The 18,606-nt window shown below is 66.3% G+C and carries 19 protein-coding genes; 11 read left to right on the top strand and 8 right to left on the bottom strand.

Annotated elements, in window-relative coordinates:
- Positions 1 to 53 precede the first annotated feature (53 nt).
- Both SJY12_RS10560 and SJY12_RS10555 read left to right on the top strand, forming a co-directional pair.
- Positions 54 to 1,088, top strand: a complete 1,035-nt coding sequence (locus tag SJY12_RS10560) for a ligase-associated DNA damage response exonuclease (protein WP_050601456.1) — start codon at positions 54 to 56, stop codon at positions 1,086 to 1,088.
- Between the two features lie 38 nt (positions 1,089 to 1,126).
- Positions 1,127 to 2,719, top strand: coding sequence for a cisplatin damage response ATP-dependent DNA ligase (locus tag SJY12_RS10555; RefSeq protein WP_397505328.1), 1,593 nt, complete (start codon positions 1,127 to 1,129; stop codon positions 2,717 to 2,719).
- Here the strand turns inward: SJY12_RS10555 and SJY12_RS10550 are convergent.
- From SJY12_RS10550 to SJY12_RS10525, 6 genes are read right to left on the bottom strand one after another with little or no spacing between them, the layout of a single operon-like run.
- On the bottom strand, positions 2,709 to 2,987 hold the full coding sequence (locus SJY12_RS10550) for a DUF167 domain-containing protein (protein ID WP_397505327.1): 279 nt from the start codon (positions 2,985 to 2,987) through the stop codon (positions 2,709 to 2,711). The genes SJY12_RS10555 and SJY12_RS10550 overlap by 11 nt on opposite strands.
- The gene (locus tag SJY12_RS10545) at positions 2,968 to 3,540 is read right to left on the bottom strand and encodes a gamma carbonic anhydrase family protein (RefSeq protein ID WP_160766250.1); all 573 of its coding nucleotides are present in this window, start codon (positions 3,538 to 3,540) and stop codon (positions 2,968 to 2,970) included. Before SJY12_RS10545 ends, SJY12_RS10550 begins: the two co-directional genes overlap by 20 nt.
- Entirely contained in the window at positions 3,537 to 4,094 is a 558-nt protein-coding gene (locus tag SJY12_RS10540) for a GNAT family N-acetyltransferase (protein WP_397505326.1), read from the bottom strand. The genes SJY12_RS10545 and SJY12_RS10540 overlap by 4 nt, the downstream gene beginning before the upstream one ends.
- The gene (locus SJY12_RS10535) at positions 4,087 to 4,644 is read right to left on the bottom strand and encodes a GNAT family N-acetyltransferase (protein WP_397505325.1); all 558 of its coding nucleotides are present in this window, start codon (positions 4,642 to 4,644) and stop codon (positions 4,087 to 4,089) included. Before SJY12_RS10535 ends, SJY12_RS10540 begins: the two co-directional genes overlap by 8 nt.
- The gene (gene hemB / locus SJY12_RS10530; RefSeq protein WP_397505324.1) at positions 4,637 to 5,635 is read right to left on the bottom strand and encodes a porphobilinogen synthase; all 999 of its coding nucleotides are present in this window, start codon (positions 5,633 to 5,635) and stop codon (positions 4,637 to 4,639) included. The genes SJY12_RS10535 and hemB overlap by 8 nt, the downstream gene beginning before the upstream one ends.
- 37 nt (positions 5,636 to 5,672) lie before the next feature.
- Positions 5,673 to 7,280 (bottom strand): M23 family metallopeptidase, encoded by a 1,608-nt coding sequence (locus SJY12_RS10525; protein ID WP_397505323.1) that lies wholly within the window; start codon positions 7,278 to 7,280, stop codon positions 5,673 to 5,675.
- A 198-nt stretch (positions 7,281 to 7,478) separates the two neighbouring features.
- Here SJY12_RS10525 and SJY12_RS10520 point away from each other — a divergent pair, with 198 nt between their 5' ends.
- From SJY12_RS10520 to SJY12_RS10485, 8 genes are all read left to right on the top strand, one after another.
- A complete protein-coding gene (locus tag SJY12_RS10520; RefSeq protein WP_397505322.1) occupies positions 7,479 to 9,983 on the top strand; it encodes a helicase-related protein in 2,505 nt (834 codons plus the stop codon).
- Positions 9,984 to 9,996: 13 nt separating this feature from the next.
- Positions 9,997 to 10,254, top strand: a complete 258-nt coding sequence (locus tag SJY12_RS10515) for an RNA-binding S4 domain-containing protein (RefSeq protein WP_050601464.1) — start codon at positions 9,997 to 9,999, stop codon at positions 10,252 to 10,254.
- 50 nt (positions 10,255 to 10,304) lie between these two features.
- The gene (fdxA, locus tag SJY12_RS10510) at positions 10,305 to 10,643 is read left to right on the top strand and encodes a ferredoxin FdxA (RefSeq protein WP_050601465.1); all 339 of its coding nucleotides are present in this window, start codon (positions 10,305 to 10,307) and stop codon (positions 10,641 to 10,643) included.
- Between the two features lie 12 nt (positions 10,644 to 10,655).
- On the top strand, positions 10,656 to 11,438 hold the full coding sequence (locus SJY12_RS10505) for a YihY/virulence factor BrkB family protein (RefSeq protein WP_397505321.1): 783 nt from the start codon (positions 10,656 to 10,658) through the stop codon (positions 11,436 to 11,438).
- 222 nt (positions 11,439 to 11,660) lie between these two features.
- Positions 11,661 to 12,194 (top strand): CarD family transcriptional regulator, encoded by a 534-nt coding sequence (locus tag SJY12_RS10500; protein ID WP_397505320.1) that lies wholly within the window; start codon positions 11,661 to 11,663, stop codon positions 12,192 to 12,194.
- A 166-nt stretch (positions 12,195 to 12,360) separates the two neighbouring features.
- A complete protein-coding gene (locus SJY12_RS10495; RefSeq protein WP_397505319.1) occupies positions 12,361 to 13,095 on the top strand; it encodes a head GIN domain-containing protein in 735 nt (244 codons plus the stop codon).
- A gap of 173 nt (positions 13,096 to 13,268) precedes the next feature.
- A complete protein-coding gene (locus SJY12_RS10490) occupies positions 13,269 to 13,985 on the top strand; it encodes a head GIN domain-containing protein (protein WP_397505318.1) in 717 nt (238 codons plus the stop codon).
- A 54-nt stretch (positions 13,986 to 14,039) separates the two neighbouring features.
- Complete coding sequence (locus tag SJY12_RS10485) at positions 14,040 to 14,372, top strand: hypothetical protein (protein ID WP_397505317.1); 333 nt, start codon at positions 14,040 to 14,042, stop codon at positions 14,370 to 14,372.
- Here SJY12_RS10485 and SJY12_RS10480 read toward each other — a convergent pair.
- A complete protein-coding gene (locus SJY12_RS10480; protein WP_397505316.1) occupies positions 14,351 to 15,298 on the bottom strand; it encodes an L-threonylcarbamoyladenylate synthase in 948 nt (315 codons plus the stop codon). The two genes, SJY12_RS10485 and SJY12_RS10480, sit on opposite strands and share 22 nt — an antisense overlap.
- Before the next feature lie 47 nt (positions 15,299 to 15,345).
- Between SJY12_RS10480 and SJY12_RS10475 the strand changes: the two genes are divergently transcribed.
- Entirely contained in the window at positions 15,346 to 17,082 is a 1,737-nt protein-coding gene (locus SJY12_RS10475) for an acyl-CoA dehydrogenase (RefSeq protein ID WP_397505315.1), read from the top strand.
- A gap of 1 nt (position 17,083) precedes the next feature.
- Here SJY12_RS10475 and SJY12_RS10470 read toward each other — a convergent pair whose 3' ends face one another.
- A complete protein-coding gene (locus tag SJY12_RS10470; protein WP_397505314.1) occupies positions 17,084 to 18,544 on the bottom strand; it encodes a PQQ-dependent sugar dehydrogenase in 1,461 nt (486 codons plus the stop codon).
- Positions 18,545 to 18,606 lie beyond the last annotated feature (62 nt).

Here is an 18,606-nt window from a genome sequence, read left to right as displayed (position 1 = left end):
ACATGAAAGGGCGCCACCGGGAACGGTCGGCGCCCTTTTCGTTTGAGTCGGAGATGAGTGCTGCCCCCTTCTCCTGGATCAAGCCCGAGCCGTGGGGCATCCATGTCGTCCCCGCCGATTGCTGGGTCGATCCCAGCCGGGCCGTGGACAAGGCGCTGGTGACGCATGGCCATGCCGACCATGCGCGCGGCGGGCATGGCCAGACGGTCGCCACGCCCGAGACGCTGGCGATCATGGAATTGCGCTATCGCACCGGGGCCGAGGACGACGCCGGCGAGATCCCGCATCAAGCGGTGCCGGTCGAGTACGGCGAAACGATCCGCCTGCCGGGCGGCGTTGATGCGACCTATATCCCCGCCGGCCACGTGCTCGGCAGCGCCCAGATCCTGCTCGAACACGCGGGCGAGCGGGTAATCGTGACCGGCGATTACAAGCGCCGCGCCGACCCCACCTGCCCCGCATTCGAAGTTACCCCGTGCGATATCTTCATCACCGAAGCGACCTTCGGCCTGCCGGTGTTCTGCCACCCGCCGATCGCCGAGGAGATGGCCAAGCTGCTCGACCGGCTGGCCGCGCATCCCGACCGCTGCGTGCTGGTGGGCGCCTATGCGCTGGGCAAGGCGCAGCGCGTGATCGCCGAACTTCGCGCCGCGGGGCATCGCCAGCCGATCTATCTGCACGGGGCGATGGAGAAGATGTGCCGCCTGTACGAGGAACACGGGGTCGATCTGGGTGAATTGCGGCTGGTGGCCGATCACAGCAAGGAGGACATGCGTGGGCATGTCGTGGTCTGCCCGCCCTCGGCGCTCAACGACCGCTGGAGCCGCCGACTTCCCGAACCGATCACCGCCATGGCGAGCGGGTGGATGCGCGTGCGCCAGCGCGCACGGCAACGCAATGTCGAACTGCCGCTGGTCATTTCCGACCACGCCGACTGGGGCGAACTGACGCGCACGATCGAGGAAGTCGACGCGCAGGAAAACTGGATCACGCATGGCCGCGAAGATGCGCTGCTGCGCTGGTGCCAGCTGCACCAGCGCCGTGCCCGGGCGCTCGCGCTGGTCGGCTATGAGGACGAGGATGACTGATTTGCTTCCCGCCTCCATCGCCCGCCCCCGGACATAGCATGGAAGAGTTCGCCGCCCTGATCGACGCGCTGGTTTATACGCGCAGCCGCAACGAGAAGCTGCGGCTGATCGCCGAATATCTGCGCGCGACGCCCGATTCCGATCGCGGCTGGGCGCTCGCCGCGCTGGCCGACGGGCTCGACTTTCCCGCGGTCAAGAGCTCGACCATCCGCAATCTGCTCAAGGACCGGGTCGATCCGGTCCTGTGGACGCTCAGCCGCGATTTCGTGGGCGATACCGCCGAAACCGCCAGCCTGCTGTGGCCCTCGCCCGATCGCGAACCCGATCCGCCTTCGGTCAGCGAGAGCGTGGACCTGCTGTCGGCGATGAACCGCAAGAGCGTGGTGGCCGAACTGCCGCGCCTGCTCGACCGGCTCGACGCCGCAGGCCGCTATGCGCTGCTCAAGCTGGCCACCGGCGGCATGCGGATCGGCGTATCCAGCCGCCTCGCCAAGACGGCCTTCGCGCAGGCCTTCGCCGTGTCGGTCGACGAGGTGGAGGAATACTGGCACGGCCTGGAGCCGCCCTATACCGCGCTGTTCGACTGGGCAGCAAAGGGCCAGCCGCCGCCCGACATCGACAATCTGCCGACCTTCCGCCCGTTCATGCTGGCGCATCCGCTGGAAGAGACCGTGGTCGACCTGGGCGATTACGCGGCCGAATGGAAATGGGACGGCATCCGCGTCCAGATCGTCCACGCGGGCGGGGAAACGCGCATCTACTCCCGCTCGGGCGACGACATTTCCTCGACTTTTCCCGAATTGCTCGACGTGCTGCCGTTCCCCGCAGTGCTCGACGGCGAATTGCTGGTGCGCGGATCGACGCAGGGCGGCGAGGAAGGCGGCGCCGCCAGCTTCAACGCGCTGCAGCAGCGGCTCGGGCGCAAGACTGTCAGCAAGAAGATGCTGCGCGAATTCCCCGCCTTCGTCAGGCTGTACGACGTGCTGCTGCTCGATGGCGAGGACCAGCGCGAACGGCCCTGGACCGATCGCCGCACCACGCTCGAAAAGCTGATGGGGCGGCTGCCCGACAGCCATTTCGATATCAGCCGGGTGGTGGAAGCACGCGATTTCGACCATCTCGCGCAAATCCGCGAAGGCAGCCGCGACGACGCGATCGAAGGGCTGATGCTAAAACGCAAGGACAGCCCCTATATCGCCGGGCGGCGGGTCGGCTATTGGTACAAGTGGAAACGCGATCCGCTGCTGGTCGATTGCGTGCTGATGTATGCCCAGCGCGGCAGCGGCAAGCGTTCGAGCTTCTTTTCCGACTACACCTTCGGTTGCTGGGACGGTGATCCGGACCAGGGGGCCGACCTGCTGCCGGTGGGCAAGGCCTATTCGGGGTTTACCGACGAGGAACTGAAAAAGATCGACCGGCATGTGCGGCAGCACACGGTCAACCGCTTCGGCCCGGTGCGCGAGACCGAGCGCAAGCTGGTGTTCGAGGTCGCGTTCGACAGCGTCCATGCCAGCAAGCGCCACAAATCGGGGCTCGCCATGCGCTTTCCACGCATTCACCGGATCCGCTGGGACAAGCCGCCGCACGAAGCCGACCGGATCGATGCCCTGCGCGCGCTGATCAGGGACTGACCGACAGAACCTTTGCGCGCGAAGTTGCGCCGCGCACAATCCGACAGCGTGACGTCGCGACCCCAAGCGCCCGCGCCACCAGTTTTTCCGTCGCTGCATTCGCCGCGCCGTTTTCGGGCCGGGCCCGGACTTTTACGGCGACATGATCGCTTTCGACCCTGATCAATTCGCTGCGCGCGCCGGGCGTGACGCGCAGCGATATCTCGCCCGCGCTGATCCGCGATGCCAGAGCGGCGCGGTCGGGCAGGTCAGCGCTGGGTCGCGGCATCGACCGCGGCGGCGTGATGCCGGGCATTCTCGGCATAATGCGCCACGCCCATCCGCATGCCCGCGATCGCGGCATCGTCGAGATCGCGCATCTTGCGCGCGGGACGGCCGCCCCATAGTTCGCGCGCGCCCATGACCTTGCCTTCGGTCAGCATGGCGCCCGCTGCCAGCATGGCATCGGAGCCGATTACCGCCTTGTTCATTGCGATCGCGCCGAGCCCCACGAAACCGCGGTCCTCGACTCGGCAGCCGTGGACCATCGCCATGTGGCCGACGAGGACGTCATCGCCGATGATGCAGGGTGCGCCATCGGGATCGCCGGGACGCTCGGGATCGCAGTGGACCACGCTGCCGTCCTGGATGTTCGACCGCTCGCCAATGACGATTCGGCTGACGTCGGCGCGCAGCACGCAATTGTACCATACCGAGCTGTCGGCCCCGATCTCGACATTGCCGATGATCGTGCAACCGGGCGCGATGAAGGCGCTGTCGTGGATGCGCGGCGTGTGGCCGTGGATCGGGATGATGGTTACGCCGGGGCGGCTTGCAGTCACTTCGCGCTCTCCCATTGCTCTTGCGTGAGCGAATACTGGATCGTCGGATTGTCCTCGGCCGGGAAGGCCGGGTCCGCGAAATCGAGATCTTCGCGGCGGACCATGCCGAGCTTTTGCATCAGTTTCCAGCTTCCGGCATTGGCGTGGCTGGTCAGCGCCACGATGTGCGGCGCCGCGATGCGTGTGAAGGCCCAGTCGAGCACCGCGCGCATCGCCTCTTCGGCATAGCCGCGCCGCCAGCGATCCTCGCGCACCAGCCAGCCGATCTCGTGATCGCCGACATTGGGCGCCAGTGGGTTGTCGACGCGCTTGATCCCGCAATGCCCGACCATCTCGCCACTCGCCTTTTCGATCATGAACAGGAAGCTGAAGCCCTCGCGGGCATACATTGCCATCGCCTTGGCGTGCTTCGCCTCGATTTCGTGCAGTTCCTTGACCCCGCCGAGCCGCGCCATGACCGCCGGCGTGTTGAGCAGGCGGTCCTGTCGGGCGGCGTCGCCTTCCTCGATCGTGCGCAGGATCAGCCGGTCGGTTTCGGCGATGATATCAGCCACGATGGGCTGTCCATGACGCGCGATCGACCGAATAGACGATGATGACCGGGTCCTCCTTGTCGAACTCCGCATTGTCGAAATCGAGATCGTCGCGGCGGCGCATTCCCAGCCGCTGCATCAACCCCCAGCTGGCCGTGTTGCGCTGAACCGTCATGGCGATCACCTCTTCCGCATCGAACCGGTCGAAGGCAAGATCGAGCGAGGCGGTAGCGGCCTCTTTCGCATAGCCCCTGCCCCAGGCGTCTTCGCGCAGCCGCCAGCCCACTTCCATCATGTCGAGCGGGCCGCCCGCCTGATTCGAACGCTTGAGACCGCAGAAACCGAGGATCGCGCCATCGCCGCGGCGCTCGACGCACCAGAAGGTGTGACCATGTTCGCGTTCGTAGGAGAGCAGACGCTGCTGCGCCGCATCGCGCTTCGCGCCGTCGCAAACCCCGCCCAGCCAGCGCATTACGCCGGGCGTATTGGTCCCCTCCCAGAAGAACGGCCAGTCTTCCTCACGCCAATCGCGCAGGATCAACCGGTCGGTCTCGTGGCGAAACTCAGCCATTGAGCAATTGGGCGGCGCGCGGCGCGTAATAAGTCAGCACCCCGCTGCACCCGGCGCGCTTGAAGGCCAGGAGCTTTTCCATCAGCAGCGCGTCGCGGTCCCCCACCCCCGCGGCTGCGCCGACCTCGATCAGCGCATATTCGCCGCTGACCTGATAGGCGAACACCGGCACGCCGAATTCCTGCTTCGCGCGCCAGATGATGTCGAGATAGGCGAGGCCCGGCTTGACCATCACGCTGTCGGCGCCCTCGGCGATGTCGAAAGCGATCTCGCGCAGCGCCTCGTCGCCATTGGCAGGGTCCACCTGGTAGCTTTTCTTGTCGCCCTTGAGCAGGCCGCCCGAGCCCACCGCATCGCGAAACGGACCATAGAAGGCGGAGGCGTATTTGGCAGCATAGGCCATGATCTGGACGTTGGGATGCTGGTTCATTTCCAGCGCCATGCGGATCGCCTTCACGCGGCCATCCATCATGTCCGACGGGGCGATGATATCGGCCCCTGCATCGGCCTGGTTGACCGCCTGGTCGACCAGCACTGCCACCGTATCGTCATTGACGACATAGCCGGCGTCGTCGAGCAGCCCGTCCTGGCCGTGGCTGGTATAGGGGTCGAGCGCGACATCGGTGAGGATGCCGATATCGCTTCCGCAGGCATCGCGGACCGCCTTGATCGCGCGGCACATCAGATTGTCGGGATTGAGCGCCTCGGCCCCGTCGTCGCTGCGGCGATTGGGCTGCGTGTTGGGAAACAGCGCGATGCAGGGGATGCCCAGATCGACCGCCTCCTTCGCGCGTTTGGCGATGTGGTCGACCGACCAGCGCGACACGCCCGGAAGGCTGGTAACGGGTTCCTCGACCCCGGAACCATCGGTGACGAACAGCGGCCAGATCAGATCGGCGGGCGTCAGCACGGTTTCGCGGTGCATGGCGCGGCTCCAGCCGTTGGCGCGTGTGCGGCGCAGGCGGGTGGCGGGGTAGCTTGCTTGGGTCATCGCGCGGCAATGCCGCATGCGGACGCGCGGTGCAATCTCAGCCCTTCTTGGGCGGGCCGAGCTTGTCGATCTCGCGGATCGGTTCCTGCGCCGCGACTTCGGCCGCAGTCTGCTCGAGCGCAGCAAGCGCGGCGCCGGGTTCGACCGTCTTGATCCGCGCCAGCGCTTCCCTGAAGCGCCGCAGATCGGCGCCGGCCAGCTGTGCGCGCGTGACATATTGCACCGATGCCGGGTCGATCGCGCGGCCGCCGCGGTACATTTCGTAATGGAGGTGCGGCCCGGTCGACAGGCCGGTCGAACCGACATAGCCGATCACCTGCCCGCGGCGCACGGCCTGGCCGCGATTCACCGCGATGCGGCTCATGTGGCAATAGCGCGTGTCGATCCCGCCATCGTGACGCAGGCGCACGGCATTGCCGCAGCCGCCCATGCGGCCCGCGCCGGTGACGCGGCCATCGGTGACCGCGACGATCGGCGTGCCGTGCCGTGCCTTGAAGTCGAGCCCTGCATGCATCCGGCGATAGCCGAGGATCGGGTGGCGGCGCATGCCGAAGGCCGAGGTCGTCCGCCCCGGTACCGGTGCCATCAGCCCGCCGCGCTGTTCGCCCACGCCCGAGGCTTCGTAGAATTCGCCGTCCTCGCCCCAGCGCATCAGCTGGACGCGCGGCGTGTCGTCGCGCTCGAGCCCGGCATAGAGCAGCTGGCCCGCCTGCCGATCGCCGGTCGCGGCGCGCCGGTGTGCGACGATGAAATCGAACGTGTCGCCCGCGCGGATATCGCGGTCGAGATTCACATATTGGCCCAGCGTCTTGAGATAGGATTGCACCGCGCTGGCGGGGGCGCCGGCCGCGCGCGCCGAACGATAGAGGCTGTCGCCCACCGTGCCGCGGATCCGCAGCGGGGTCTCGTCGACGCGGATGGCCTTCTTGGTCAGCGCCAGATCGGCCCCCTGGGTGAAGCGGCCGATTTCGAGCGCTAGGTCGAACCGGGCGCGGAAATCGAGCGCCTCGAGCGGGCGCGGCGCGCCCGGTGCCGTGCGGCGGCCCAGCGTGATGCCGAAGGTGGTCCCCGGCTGGATTTCCTCGAGCGGGACCGCGCCGCCCACCAATTGGGCGACCCTTGCAGTGTCGTCGCGGCCCACCCCGGCACGGCGTAGCATGCGTTCGAGGCTGTCGCCGCGTGCGAGCGTGGTCACCAGTTCGAGCGTGGGGCGTTCGGGCGCCGCCGCGAGCGGAGCAGCCAGCGTGGTCGCGCCCATGCGCCGCCCGCTGTCGGCACCAAGCGCGAGCGGCAGGATCATCTGGCTGCGGTATTCGTCGCGCACGGCATCGTCGACATGGGCCGATGGCGCCGCCTCGAGCGGGGCAAAACTGGGCCAGAAGGCGAGTGCGACGGCGGTCAGCCCAACGAACGTCCCTACCCCGCGCACCCAGCGCCGGCTGCCGATATCGCTGCCGAGATCGGGCGCAAGGTCCAGCCCGGCCAGTCGTACGGACAGGCGATCGCGCACCGTCGTCCACGAAGTGGCGGCGCGCGGTTCGTCGGCCAGAATCTGGTCATGCGCCAGCGCGGCCGCGTGGGGGCCCTGCGCGGAGGATGCCGGCAAAGCCTGTCCATCATCGGTGTCCGCTGGGGACCTGTACACGTGCTGTGTCCCTTCCGTCCGGAGATCCGGCGCTACCGCGCGCGCACGGCCTGATTGGTGCGCGTCTGCCCGCTTTGCTTGGCAAAACAAAGTAAAGGCAGCCTTAACTTGCGGCCATGCGAGTCGAGCTTGCGACGAGCCGAGCACAGCACCGGCCGGGTGGTTGCGCGCTGCGGCGCGGACTGCCACCTAGAGCGCGTGCAGCGCAGCGCGATCAAGGCGGTCCTCGGGCCCACGAACACCGGCAAGACGCATCTCGCGATCGAGCGCATGGTCGCGCATTCGAGCGGCTGCATGGGCTTTCCGCTGCGGCTGCTGGCGCGCGAGGTCTACGACCGGGTCCGGGCGATCAAGGGCGATGATGCCGTCGCGCTGATCACGGGTGAAGAACGGATCGAACCCAAGAATGCGCGCTATATGTGCTGCACCGCCGAAGCCATGCCGCGCGACGGAGCCGGGGCGGCATTCGTGGCGCTTGACGAAGCGCAGATCGGTGCCGATCGCGAGCGCGGCCATATCTTTACCGACCGGCTGCTGAACACCCGCGGCCGTGAGGAAACGATGCTGCTCGGCGCGGCCACGCTCGAACCGCTGGTCCGCCAGCTGATCCCCGAAGCGGAGATATCGGACCGGCCGCGGTTTTCCACCTTGACGCATATCGGGCCGCGCAAGCTCTCGCGCCTGCCGCCGCGCAGCGCGATCGTGGCCTTCAGCACCGACCAGGTCTACGCCGTCGCCGAGATGCTGCGGCGGTTTCGCGGCGGGGCGGCAGTGGTGATGGGAGCACTCAGTCCCGAAACCCGCAACAAGCAGGTCGCGCTCTTCCAGAGCGGCGAGGTCGACTACATCGTCGCGACCGACGCGATCGGCATGGGGCTCAATCTCGATGTCAATCACGTCGCCTTTGCCGGGCTGACCAAGTTCGACGGCGTCCGCATGCGCCGTCTGCTGCCTGCCGAGATGGCGCAGATCGCCGGACGTGCGGGCCGGCACCAGCGCGACGGCACTTTCGGCACGCTGTCGGGCATGTCGAAGCATGGCGCGGCGCCCGAGTTTACCGAGGAAGAGGTCTATGCGATCGAGGAGCATCGCTTCGCCCCGCTGACTCATCTTTTCTGGCGCGATCCCGAACCGCGCTTCGATTCGCTGGCTGCGCTGATCGCCGATCTCGAGACGCCGCCCGACGACCCGGTGCTGCGGCTTGCGCCCGAGGCGATCGACCTGGCCACGCTCAAGCGGCTCGCCGACGAACCGGCGGCCGCCGCGGTTCGCGGCCCGGGCATGGTGCGCCGGTTCTGGGAGGCCTGCTCGCTGCCCGATTTCCGCCAGCGGGGTCCCGATGTGCATGCGCGGTTCGTCGCGCGGCTATGGCAGGATCTCGGTCGCGGCTATATCGGCGCGGATTACGTCGCGGCGCGGATCAGCGAACTCGACAATATGTCCGGAGACATCGATACGCTGCAGGGCCGTATCGCTGCGATTCGCAGCTGGGCCTATATCTGCCAGCGACCCGACTGGGTGCTGGCGCGAGACGAGATGGCCGCGCGTGCGCGCGCTGTCGAAGCCAAATTGTCCGACGCGTTGCATGCGCGGCTGACCGAACAATTCGTAAACCGGAGGACCGCAATCCTGATGAAATCATTGGGCCAGGATGCCGGCATTTTGCCGATCGAAATTGGCGAGGATGGCGCCGTGACCATCGAGGGCGAGGCGCTCGGCCAGGTCGAGGGACTGCGGTTCAGCGTCGATCCGGCCGCACGCCACGAGGATCGCCGGATGCTGCTTGCCGCTGCCGAAAAGGGCTTGCCCAAGCTGCTGGGCGAACGCGCCGAAGCGCTGGCCGCATCGGACATGGCCGAGCTGGAGCTGGCGCGCGGCGCGATCCGCTGGAGGGGACAGGTCCTGGCGCAGCTGGAGCAGCGCGAGGGCACGGTGTACCCGTTGATCAAGCCCGCACGCGAAATTACCGCGCTGCCCGAAGCGGCGCAGGCGAAGCTGGTGGCCGCGCTGGAGAGCTGGCTGGCCGGCAAGTTGGCCCCGCTCGAAGCGCTCGAGAAAATGCATCACGCGGCAAGCAACCCCGATGCGGGGTCGCAGGCGCGGGCGCTGCTGCTCAACCTGATCGCGGGGCATGGCTACGTCACCCGCGAACAGGCCGGGCTGGAGCATCTGCCCAAGGAGATGCGGCCCTTCCTGCGCAAGATCGGCGTGACCTTCGGCGCGCTCGACATCTTTGCCCTCGCCCTGCTCAAGCCGGCACCGCGGCAATTGCTGCATGCGCTGGGCCGCGATCGCCGGCCACTGCAGGAAGCGATGCTGCCAGTACTGGGCGAGATCAGGAAACTGCCGTCCGGCTACCGCCATGCGGGGACGCAGGCGATCCGGATCGATCTGGCAGAGAAGATCCTGCGCGCCGCCCACGAAACGCGTGCGAAGGCGCAGGCCAAGGATCGCCGGCGCAAGTTCGTGCTCGATTACGCGCTGCCGGTTTCGATCGGGCTCGAGGAAGGCAATATCGCGCGGCTGCTTGGCAATGCGGGCTTCCGCGTGCAGCGGGCCCAGCCGCAGGCCGAAGGGCAGTTCGGACCGCCCCGCCCCGATCGCTGGGAATGGCGCCCCTCGCGCCGCAAGCAGGAACGCACGAAACCCGCCCGGCCCAGCGAGGGCAATGCCTTTGCCGCGCTGGCCGATCTGGTCCGCTGATGGCGACCGCTGAATGAGAATCGACCGGCTGCTGTGCTACCTGCGCTTCGTACGCACGCGCAGCGCTGCACACCGGCTGGTCGACGAAGGGCACATCCGCCGCAATGGCGAACGCGTCACCCGCGCCTCGCGCGATATCCTCGAAGGGGACGTGCTGACATTGCCGCTCGGCAATTCGGTCAGGCTGGTCGAGATCATCGCGCTTCCCGAACGGCGCGGTGCGCCGCGCGAGGCCCGGGCGTGTTATCGGGAGCTTGACCCGGGCGGATAATTCCCCCTAGCAGCGCGGTCTGGAATGATTTTCGAGGGATTACGCTACTCATGACCTATGTCGTCACCGATGACTGCATCAAGTGCAAGTACACCGACTGCGTCGAGGTCTGTCCGGTCGATTGTTTCTATGAAGGCGAGAACATGCTCGTCATCAATCCGAGCGAATGCATCGACTGCGGCGTATGCGAGCCCGAGTGCCCGGCGGAAGCGATCCTGCCCGACACCGAGGACAATCTCGAAAAATGGCTCGAGCTGAACACCAAGTTCAGCGCCGAATGGCCGAACATCACCCAGTCGAAAGAACCGCCCGCAGATGCCGACGAGCACAAGGGCGAAGAGGGCAAGTTCGAGAAGTTCTTCTCGCCCGAACCTGGCGAAGGCGACTGATTGCCGCGCCGCGTGCTGGCTGACCTGAAAGCGGCCTGGCAGGCCGGCAGCGCAGACAATATCGGGATCGTGGCCGCGGGCATTGCGCATTACGCGCTGCTTGCGCTCGTTCCCGCGCTGGGGTCGCTGGTGCTGGCCTACGGCCTGTTCGCCGATGCCGCGACGGTGGCTTCGCATATCACGCTGATTTCCGCGCAGCTGCCACCTTCCGCGGCCGAGCTCATCACCGACCAGCTGGAAAGCGTGGCGCAGGGGTCGAGCGGTGCCCAAGGCGCCGGTTTGCTGGTCGCGCTGGCGATTGCGCTGTTCGGGGCCCGCAATGGCGCCCGCTCGCTGATGACCGGGCTGAACATCGCCTTCGGCGTCGACGGTATGCGCGGATTCCTCGGGGGTAATCTGATGGCTCTTGCTATCACTGCGGCTGGCATTGCCGGCTTGGTGCTGACCGCGGCAGCCAGCGCGGCGCTCGCCAATATCGCCGGCATGTTCGGCAGTATCGCCAGCTTTCTCCTCCTGCTTGGCGTCGCAGCGCTTGCCGCTGGTCTGCTCTATCGCTTCGCTCCCCATGCCCCCGCCCCCGCCTGGGCCGCGATCTGGCCGGGCGCGTGCTTCTTTGCGGTGACCTGGCTCGCGGCAACCGCCGCCTTCGGCTTCTATGCCGCGAATTTCGGCAGCTACAACGCGACCTATGGCGCGCTCGGCGCGGTGGTTGCGCTGATCACGTGGTTCTGGGCCACCGGCTTCCTGTTGCTGCTGGGCGGCGAACTGACCGCACTTCGCAACCGGCGCAGCTGACACGCGCCGGGTGATTTCCGCCGGACTCGCAATTTACCACAAGCTGTGCTATATAATGCAACAACTGCGCCGGTTTGCTCCCGGCCAGGTGTGAGAATTGAAAGGGCAGGTCACCAGCAACGTCACCACCGGCGCCCGACCGCATCCCGCCAAGGGCTGCGGCCAGAGGCTTCGGTCATGCCGTTGCTGGCCGTAGGCTGCTCGGACGAAAGGAAAGATTGCATGGCAAGCAAGGCTGATGCCTTCGACGTTGGCGATTACGTTGTTTACCCCAAGCACGGCGTTGGCCGTGTCATCGAACTGCAGAGCGAGGAAATCGCCGGCATGCAGCTCGATCTTTATGTTCTTCGCTTCGAGAAGGAACGCATGACGCTGCGCGTTCCGGTCAACAAGGTCGAATTGATCGGCATGCGCAAGCTGTCGAGCGACAAGACGCTCAAGGAAGCGATGGAGACGCTCAAGGGCAAGCCCAAGGTCAAGCGGACCATGTGGAGCCGCCGTGCGCAGGAATATGAGGCGAAGATCAACTCGGGCGAAATCGTCCTGATCGCCGAGGTCACGCGCGACCTGTTCCGCCCGGATGACCAGCCCGAGCAGAGCTATTCGGAACGCCAGATCTTCGAAGCCGCCTCGAGCCGCCTCGCGCGCGAACTCGCCGCGATGGAAAAGACCGACGAGCCGACCGCGCTCGAGAAGATCCTCGACGTGCTGCGCGAACATGCGCCGCAATATTACGAGAACACCGAAGACGCGTAAGCGCATTCGCAATCATTCGGAAAAGGGGCGCTCACCAGCGCCCCTTTTTCGTTCGGCATCGCAATTGGCAAAGCATCTCTGCCAAGCGATTACATTTGTCGACGAACGCGGTCGACAAACTGCTGCGCTAGCGCGAGCCTGGTGATCCGCATTCTGGAGATCACCGATGACCCGCTTTCTTTCCCCTTGTTCACGCGGTCTGGCCGCGCTCCTGCTGTTCGCCGCAGTGCCCGCTTTCCCGCAGCCCGGTTCCTCGCGGCTTGACGAGGGGATGCCGATACCAGCCGCATGGTCCCCCACCGAGGCATTCGACGAGGTCGTGCTGTCGGGGGCAGACGACGTCGTGGTCTCGCAAGGGGATCGCTGGCGCATCCGGGCTTCCGGCAACCGCGCGGTGCTCGACGACCTGCGGTTCGTCGTTGAAGATGGCGAACTGCTGATCGGGCGTCGCTGGCGACGCACGCCGGCGGCCGGGACGGCGCGGATCGAAGTGTCCGCCCCCGCCATAAGGCGCGCGCATCTCGCCGGCTCGGGTCGGCTAACCGTATCCGATCTCGATGGCGAGACGGGCCGGGCCGCAGTCAGCGGGTCGGGCGAACTCGCGATCGAACGGGTCCGCGTGGGCAGGTTGGCAGCAAAGATCGCAGGCTCGGGCGACATGCGGCTGGCCGGCCGCGCGGCATCCATGCAGGTGCAGATCGCCGGCAGCGGCGATCTTTCCGGCGAAGCTATGCGGGTGACCGACGCGGAGCTGGCGATCGCCGGGTCCGGCGATGCCCGGCTGCATGCCAGCGGACGCGTTTCCGCCAGTATCGTCGGTAGCGGCAATGCCGCAGTCACCGGCACGCGCGATTGCACGCAGAACCGCATGGGATCGGGCCGTCTTACCTGCACGCGGTGATCTGCTTTGCCCGTTTCCCCCACATGACTTGAAGCTTTGGCCATGCTGTATTATATCAGCAACACGCAGCAACCGGTTTAGGAGGATCCATCGCAATGATACATCGAGTGCTCAAAGGCTTCGCCCCATTGGCAACGCTTGCAGGAGCGATGCTGGTATCGGCATGCGATGGGGTGGACATCCAGATCGGCGATTCCGATGGTGTCCCGCTGGCCGAACTCGACATGACCGGCGCGCCGCCCAGCGAACTGGTGTTTGCCGGCCCCGACAAGGTTATCGTCACCAAGGGCGACACGCTCGACATCGACGTATCGGGCGATGAGGATGCAATCGCCGAGCTGCGCTTTTCGCTCGACGACGATGCGCTCGGTATCAGCCGCGAAAGCAGCGACTGGGGCGGTACGGGTATCGCGACCATTCGCGTAACCACGCCCGATATCAGCACGCTGGTGCTCGCCGGATCGGGCGACGTCGAGGTGGCATCGATGCAATCGGCGGCAGACAGCGCTGTCACCATCGCCGGTTCGGGCAAGGCCCGGATTGCCGATCTCGATGCCAAATCGCTCGACCTCACCATTGCCGGATCGGGCAATTTCGAGGCATCGGGCAGGGTCGACCAGCTCGACCTGACGATCGCCGGTTCGGGCAAGGCCGATATGGCCGGCCTGCAGGCGGGCGGCGCCGACATCACCGTTGCCGGATCGGGCGATGCCGAATTCGCTTCCGACGGCAAGGTCGAAGCCTCGATCATGGGTTCGGGCACGGTCACGGTGAACGGACGCGCCGATTGCACCGTCTCCTCGATGGGTTCGGGCAAGCTCAACTGCCGCGCAGCCAGCACGGCGGCGCCGAACGACGAGCCCGAGGCGGAAACCGAGCCGCAAGCCTGAGTTGATCGACGGCCAGGCGATTATCGGCTAGGCGGCGCAGCGAAAGGAATTCGCATGCGCCGCCAAGCTCTCATCCTGCTCTTGCCCGCCACGCTCATGCTGGGGGGCTGCCTCGCCAAGGCAGTGGTCGACGTCGCGACGGCGCCGGTCAAGGTCGTCAGCAAAGGTGTGGATCTTGCCACCACCAGCCAGTCCGAGGCTGATGAAAAGCGCGGCCGCGAAATCCGGCGGCGCGAGGAACGTCTCGCCAAGCTCGAACGCGACTATGAGAAGCAGCTCGACGATTGCGAGGATGGCGATCGCCGGGCGTGCGATGACGCCCGCGACACCTATGCCGAAATGCAGCAGATCATCCCCTCGATCCTCTACGAGCCCGAGGACGACTGATCGGGCGGCGTCGCCGCGCGCTGCAAACGGTCGTTGATCGCGATGCCGATGCCTTCTGCGGGGATCGGCGCCACCGCGATACGCGGTTTGGGCGATCGCGCACCCAGGTGAAGACACGTGTAGAGCCGCGCTGCCGCTTCGGCCAGGTTGCCGCTCTCGGACAGCGAACAGTCCCCGGCGATGTCGCCGAACCCGATCACGAAGTCGTCTGGCGCAACTTGCGTCGCCATCAGGCGGACCGGCTTGCCCGGCGCGTAATGGCTGGCGAGCTGGCCGGGTGCCTCGATACCCCCGCCCGCGCCCTTGACCGCATCCAGTTCGACGGGCCCGGGGCGCAGGATTTCGACCGTCCCGTCGCCGCGCACGGCTGCGATCGTCGATTCGAGGCCGCGCTCGCATTCGCCGCCATCGAGCACCGCTTGGATCCGGCCATCGAGCGATGCCAGCACATGCGCGGCCGAAGTCGGGCTGATATAGCCGCTGCGATTGGCCGAAGGCGCGGCGAGCGGCAGGCCGGTCTCCTCCAGCACTCGGCGCATGACCGGATGGGCCGGCATGCGCAGCGCGATCGTGTCGAGCCCGGCAGTCACTGCGGCAGCGAGGCCCGCTTCGGGCTTGCGCGGGAGAACGAGAGTGAGCGGGCCGGGCCAGTATGCCTGCGCCAGTGTTTCGGCCTGCGGCGAGAAGTCGGCGAATTCGCGCGCCGCGTCGAGGCTGGCGACATGCACGATCAGCGGATTGAAGCTCGGTCGCCCCTTGGCCGCATAGATGTCGGCCACGGCGGCTTCGCTGTCCGCCCGGGCAGCAAGGCCATAGACCGTTTCGGTGGGGACAGCGACCAGGCCTCCGGCACGCAGAGTTTCTGCGGCACGTGCAATGCCACTTTCCTCGACCCGAAGCGTTTCCGTAACGTATTTGCCCCTCATGCGTGCGCGCTATATCTGCACGCCAGCCAAAGCCAAGAGGAACCGAAGTGACCTATACCCCCGCCACCCAGGACCAGCTGCTCGCCATCCGCGTAAACGCCGGGATCGAAGAGCTGGCGCAATCCGAACGATTTGCTGCCGCCGAGCCCGATATGGTCGAGGCGATCGTAAGCGGCATTGGCGAATTCGCTGCCGGCGAATGGGCCCCGCTCAACCGGGTGGGCGACCTCGAAGGCGCCAGGCTCGAAAATGGCACGGTCCACTTGCCGGATGGCTTTGCCGAAGCTTACGAACATTACGTCGAGCAGGGCTGGAATGCGATTGCCGGCCCCGTCGAGTTCGGCGGCCAGGGCCTGCCCTTCACGCTGTCGTGCAACGTGCTCGAGAATCTCGGCACGGCCAACATGGCGTTCAACCTGCTGCCCATGCTCAGCGTCGGCGCGATGGAATCGCTCGAACACCACGGGTCGAAAGAGCTGCAGGAAAAGTACCTGCCCAAGCTGGTCAGCGGCGAATGGTCGGGGACGATGAACCTCACCGAACCGCAGGCAGGCTCCGATGTCGGCGCGCTGCGCACCACCGCCCACCCGATCGAGGACGGCGAACATGCGGGCAAATACCGCATCAAGGGCCAGAAAATCTACATCACCTGGGGTGAGCACGAGCTGGCGAAAAACATCATTCACCTGGTCCTCGCCCGCGTGCCCGATGCGCCGGAAGGAAGCCGGGGCATCTCGCTGTTTATCGTGCCCAAATACCATGTCGAAGCCGACGGTTCGCTCGGGAAACGCAACGATGTTCGCTGTGTCAGCATCGAACACAAGCTCGGCATCAACGCCTCGCCCACCTGCGTGATGTCCTATGGCGACGAAGGCGAATGCATCGGCGAACTGGTCGGCGCGGAGAACCGCGGGCTCATGGCGATGTTCACGATGATGAACAACGCGCGCATCAATGTCGGCAACCAGGGCGTGCAGATCGGCGAGCGTGCCACCCAACAGGCGCAGATGTACGCACGCGAGCGGATCCAGTCCGCGCGGGCCGGTTCGCCCGACAAGGCCCCCGTCGCCATTCTCGAACATCCCGACGTGCGCCGCATGCTGCTGCGAATGAAGGCGCTGACCGAAGGCGCTCGCGCACTGCTCTATTACACTGCAGGCCAGGTCGACCGCGGGACGCTGGGCAATGACGATGCTAAGGCGCGCGGCGAAGTGCTCACCCCGCTGATCAAGGCATGGGGCACCGATATCGGCATCGAAGTCGCCAGCCTTGGGGTGCAGGTGCATGGCGGCATGGGCTTCGTCGAGGAAACCGGCGCGGCGCAGCATTGGCGCGATTCGCGCATCGCGCCGATCTATGAAGGCACCAACGGCATCCAGGCCGCCGACCTCGTCACCCGCAAGCTGGGGATGGACGGCGGCCAGGCGCTGTCGGGACTGATCGCGGATATCGCGCGCGATGCTGGCGACGAACCCGCGCTTGCCGCGCTGGCAGCGGATTGCGAAGCCGTCGCGGGATGGATGCGTGATGAAGCGAGCCTTGACGATCGCCTGGCCGGATCAGTGCCGTTCTGCACCATGTTCGCTGTCGCCGTGGCGGGGTGGCAATTGCTGCGCCAGCGCCGCGCGATTGGCGACAGCGACAGCGCACAGGCTACGACCAAGACAGCGACGGTGCGTTTCTTCCTCGACCGTATCGTGCCCGAGGCCAGCGGGCTCCGGGCCGCAGCGACGGCGGGGGCCGAACCGCTCTACGCGCTTACGGCCGAACAGTTCGTCGGCTGATCTATTCGGCGGTCACGCGACGCGCGAAATCGTCTTCGCCGAAACTCGCTTCCTGCCCGCGTAGCTCACGCTGCGCGGGCAGCCGGTCGCCGGTAACCCGTTCGATCGCGTCCTGCGCCTCGGCGCCCGGGGCATGAACCCGCCAGATGATCCCGGCGGTGTCATCCGAAACCAGCAGCGATCCGTCGGCAGCCCATTCGACCCATGTCGGCCGACCCCGCGTGGTGCCATCGCCCTGTAGGAAGCCGGTCAGGACCGGTTGCGGCTTGCCGATGGGATTGCCGCGTTCGTCGAAGGCGACGTAGACCACGTCGTAGCCCGAAGGGGGTTTGCGGTTCCACGAGCCATGCCGTGCGACAAAGGCGCCGCTGGCGAAATCGGGACCCATTTTCGCGCCGCCTTCGCTGAACACGAAACCGAGCGCCGCGACATGCGGACCGAGAGCGTATTCGGGCGTGCGGACGTAGCTGAGCGCCTGCGGAATGGGATATTTGACGCGGCGGTCGAAATTGTCGCCGAAATAGATCCACGGCCAGCCATAATGAACGCCCACCGGGACATTGGTGAGATAATCGGGCACGAGGTCGGAACCGAGCATGTCGCGTTCGTTGACCGTGGTCCATAATTCGCCCGACCACGGGCTGAAATCGAGCCCGTTGGCGTTGCGCAGGCCAACCCCGAAGACGCGCTGGCGCCCGCTTTCGAGATTGATCTCCCAGATCAGCGCACGGCCTTCCTCGATTTCGAGACCGTCTTCGGCGATATTCGATTTCGAACCCACTGCAGCATAGAGCCGGTCGCCATCGGGATGGAGCGCGAGATTGCGCATCCAGTGTCCCGTGCCCTCGGCAAGATCGGCGATCTTGCGCCCTTCGCCGGCAAGTCGCGTTGCGCCAAGTTCGTAATCGAAGGCGAGTACCTCGTCGTGATTGGCGATGTACAGCGTGCCATCCCCCCAGGCGAGGCCGGACGGCGAATTGAGACCCTCCCGCAGGACGAACCGGCGTTCCGCAACACCGTCACCATCGCTATCGCGCAGCAGCACGACCTGGTTGGCGCTTTCCCCCCCGGCCCCGGCCTTGCGGAACAGGAAACCGGCAACGAGATCACGGAAGAAGTTGCTTTCGCCGCTATCGATCTTGGGCGCGCGGGTCAGCGAGACCAGGATATCGCCATTCGGCAGGGCCTGCAGCGTGCGCGGATGATCGAGCCCATCGGCAAACCGGGTGACTGCCAGTCCCTCGGCAGCGGTCGGCAGTTCATCCTCGCCCCAGCCGACCGGCTCGGCAATCGCGACCGTGGGAATGCTTTCTTCTTCGGGTTCGTCGAGCGTCGGGTCGGTGCCCACCGTCTCGTCGAAGGCGACATCGGCGGTGTCGCCGCGGGTGAGGAAATAGCCGGCGACTACAGCGACCAGCACAATGACGAGGAGCGCGATGCCCAGTTTCTTGAGGATACCCATGGCGCTGGGATAAGCGAGCCGCGTGCCGCGGGCAATGGGGCTTGAAGCCGGGGCGCGCCGCG

It is taken from the genome of Qipengyuania sp. R86523 (assembly GCF_044596365.1).
GTDB lineage: Bacteria > Pseudomonadota > Alphaproteobacteria > Sphingomonadales > Sphingomonadaceae > Qipengyuania > Qipengyuania citrea.
Note: the sequence above shows the minus strand (reverse complement) of the source record. Positions and strands in the feature narration are given on the sequence as shown.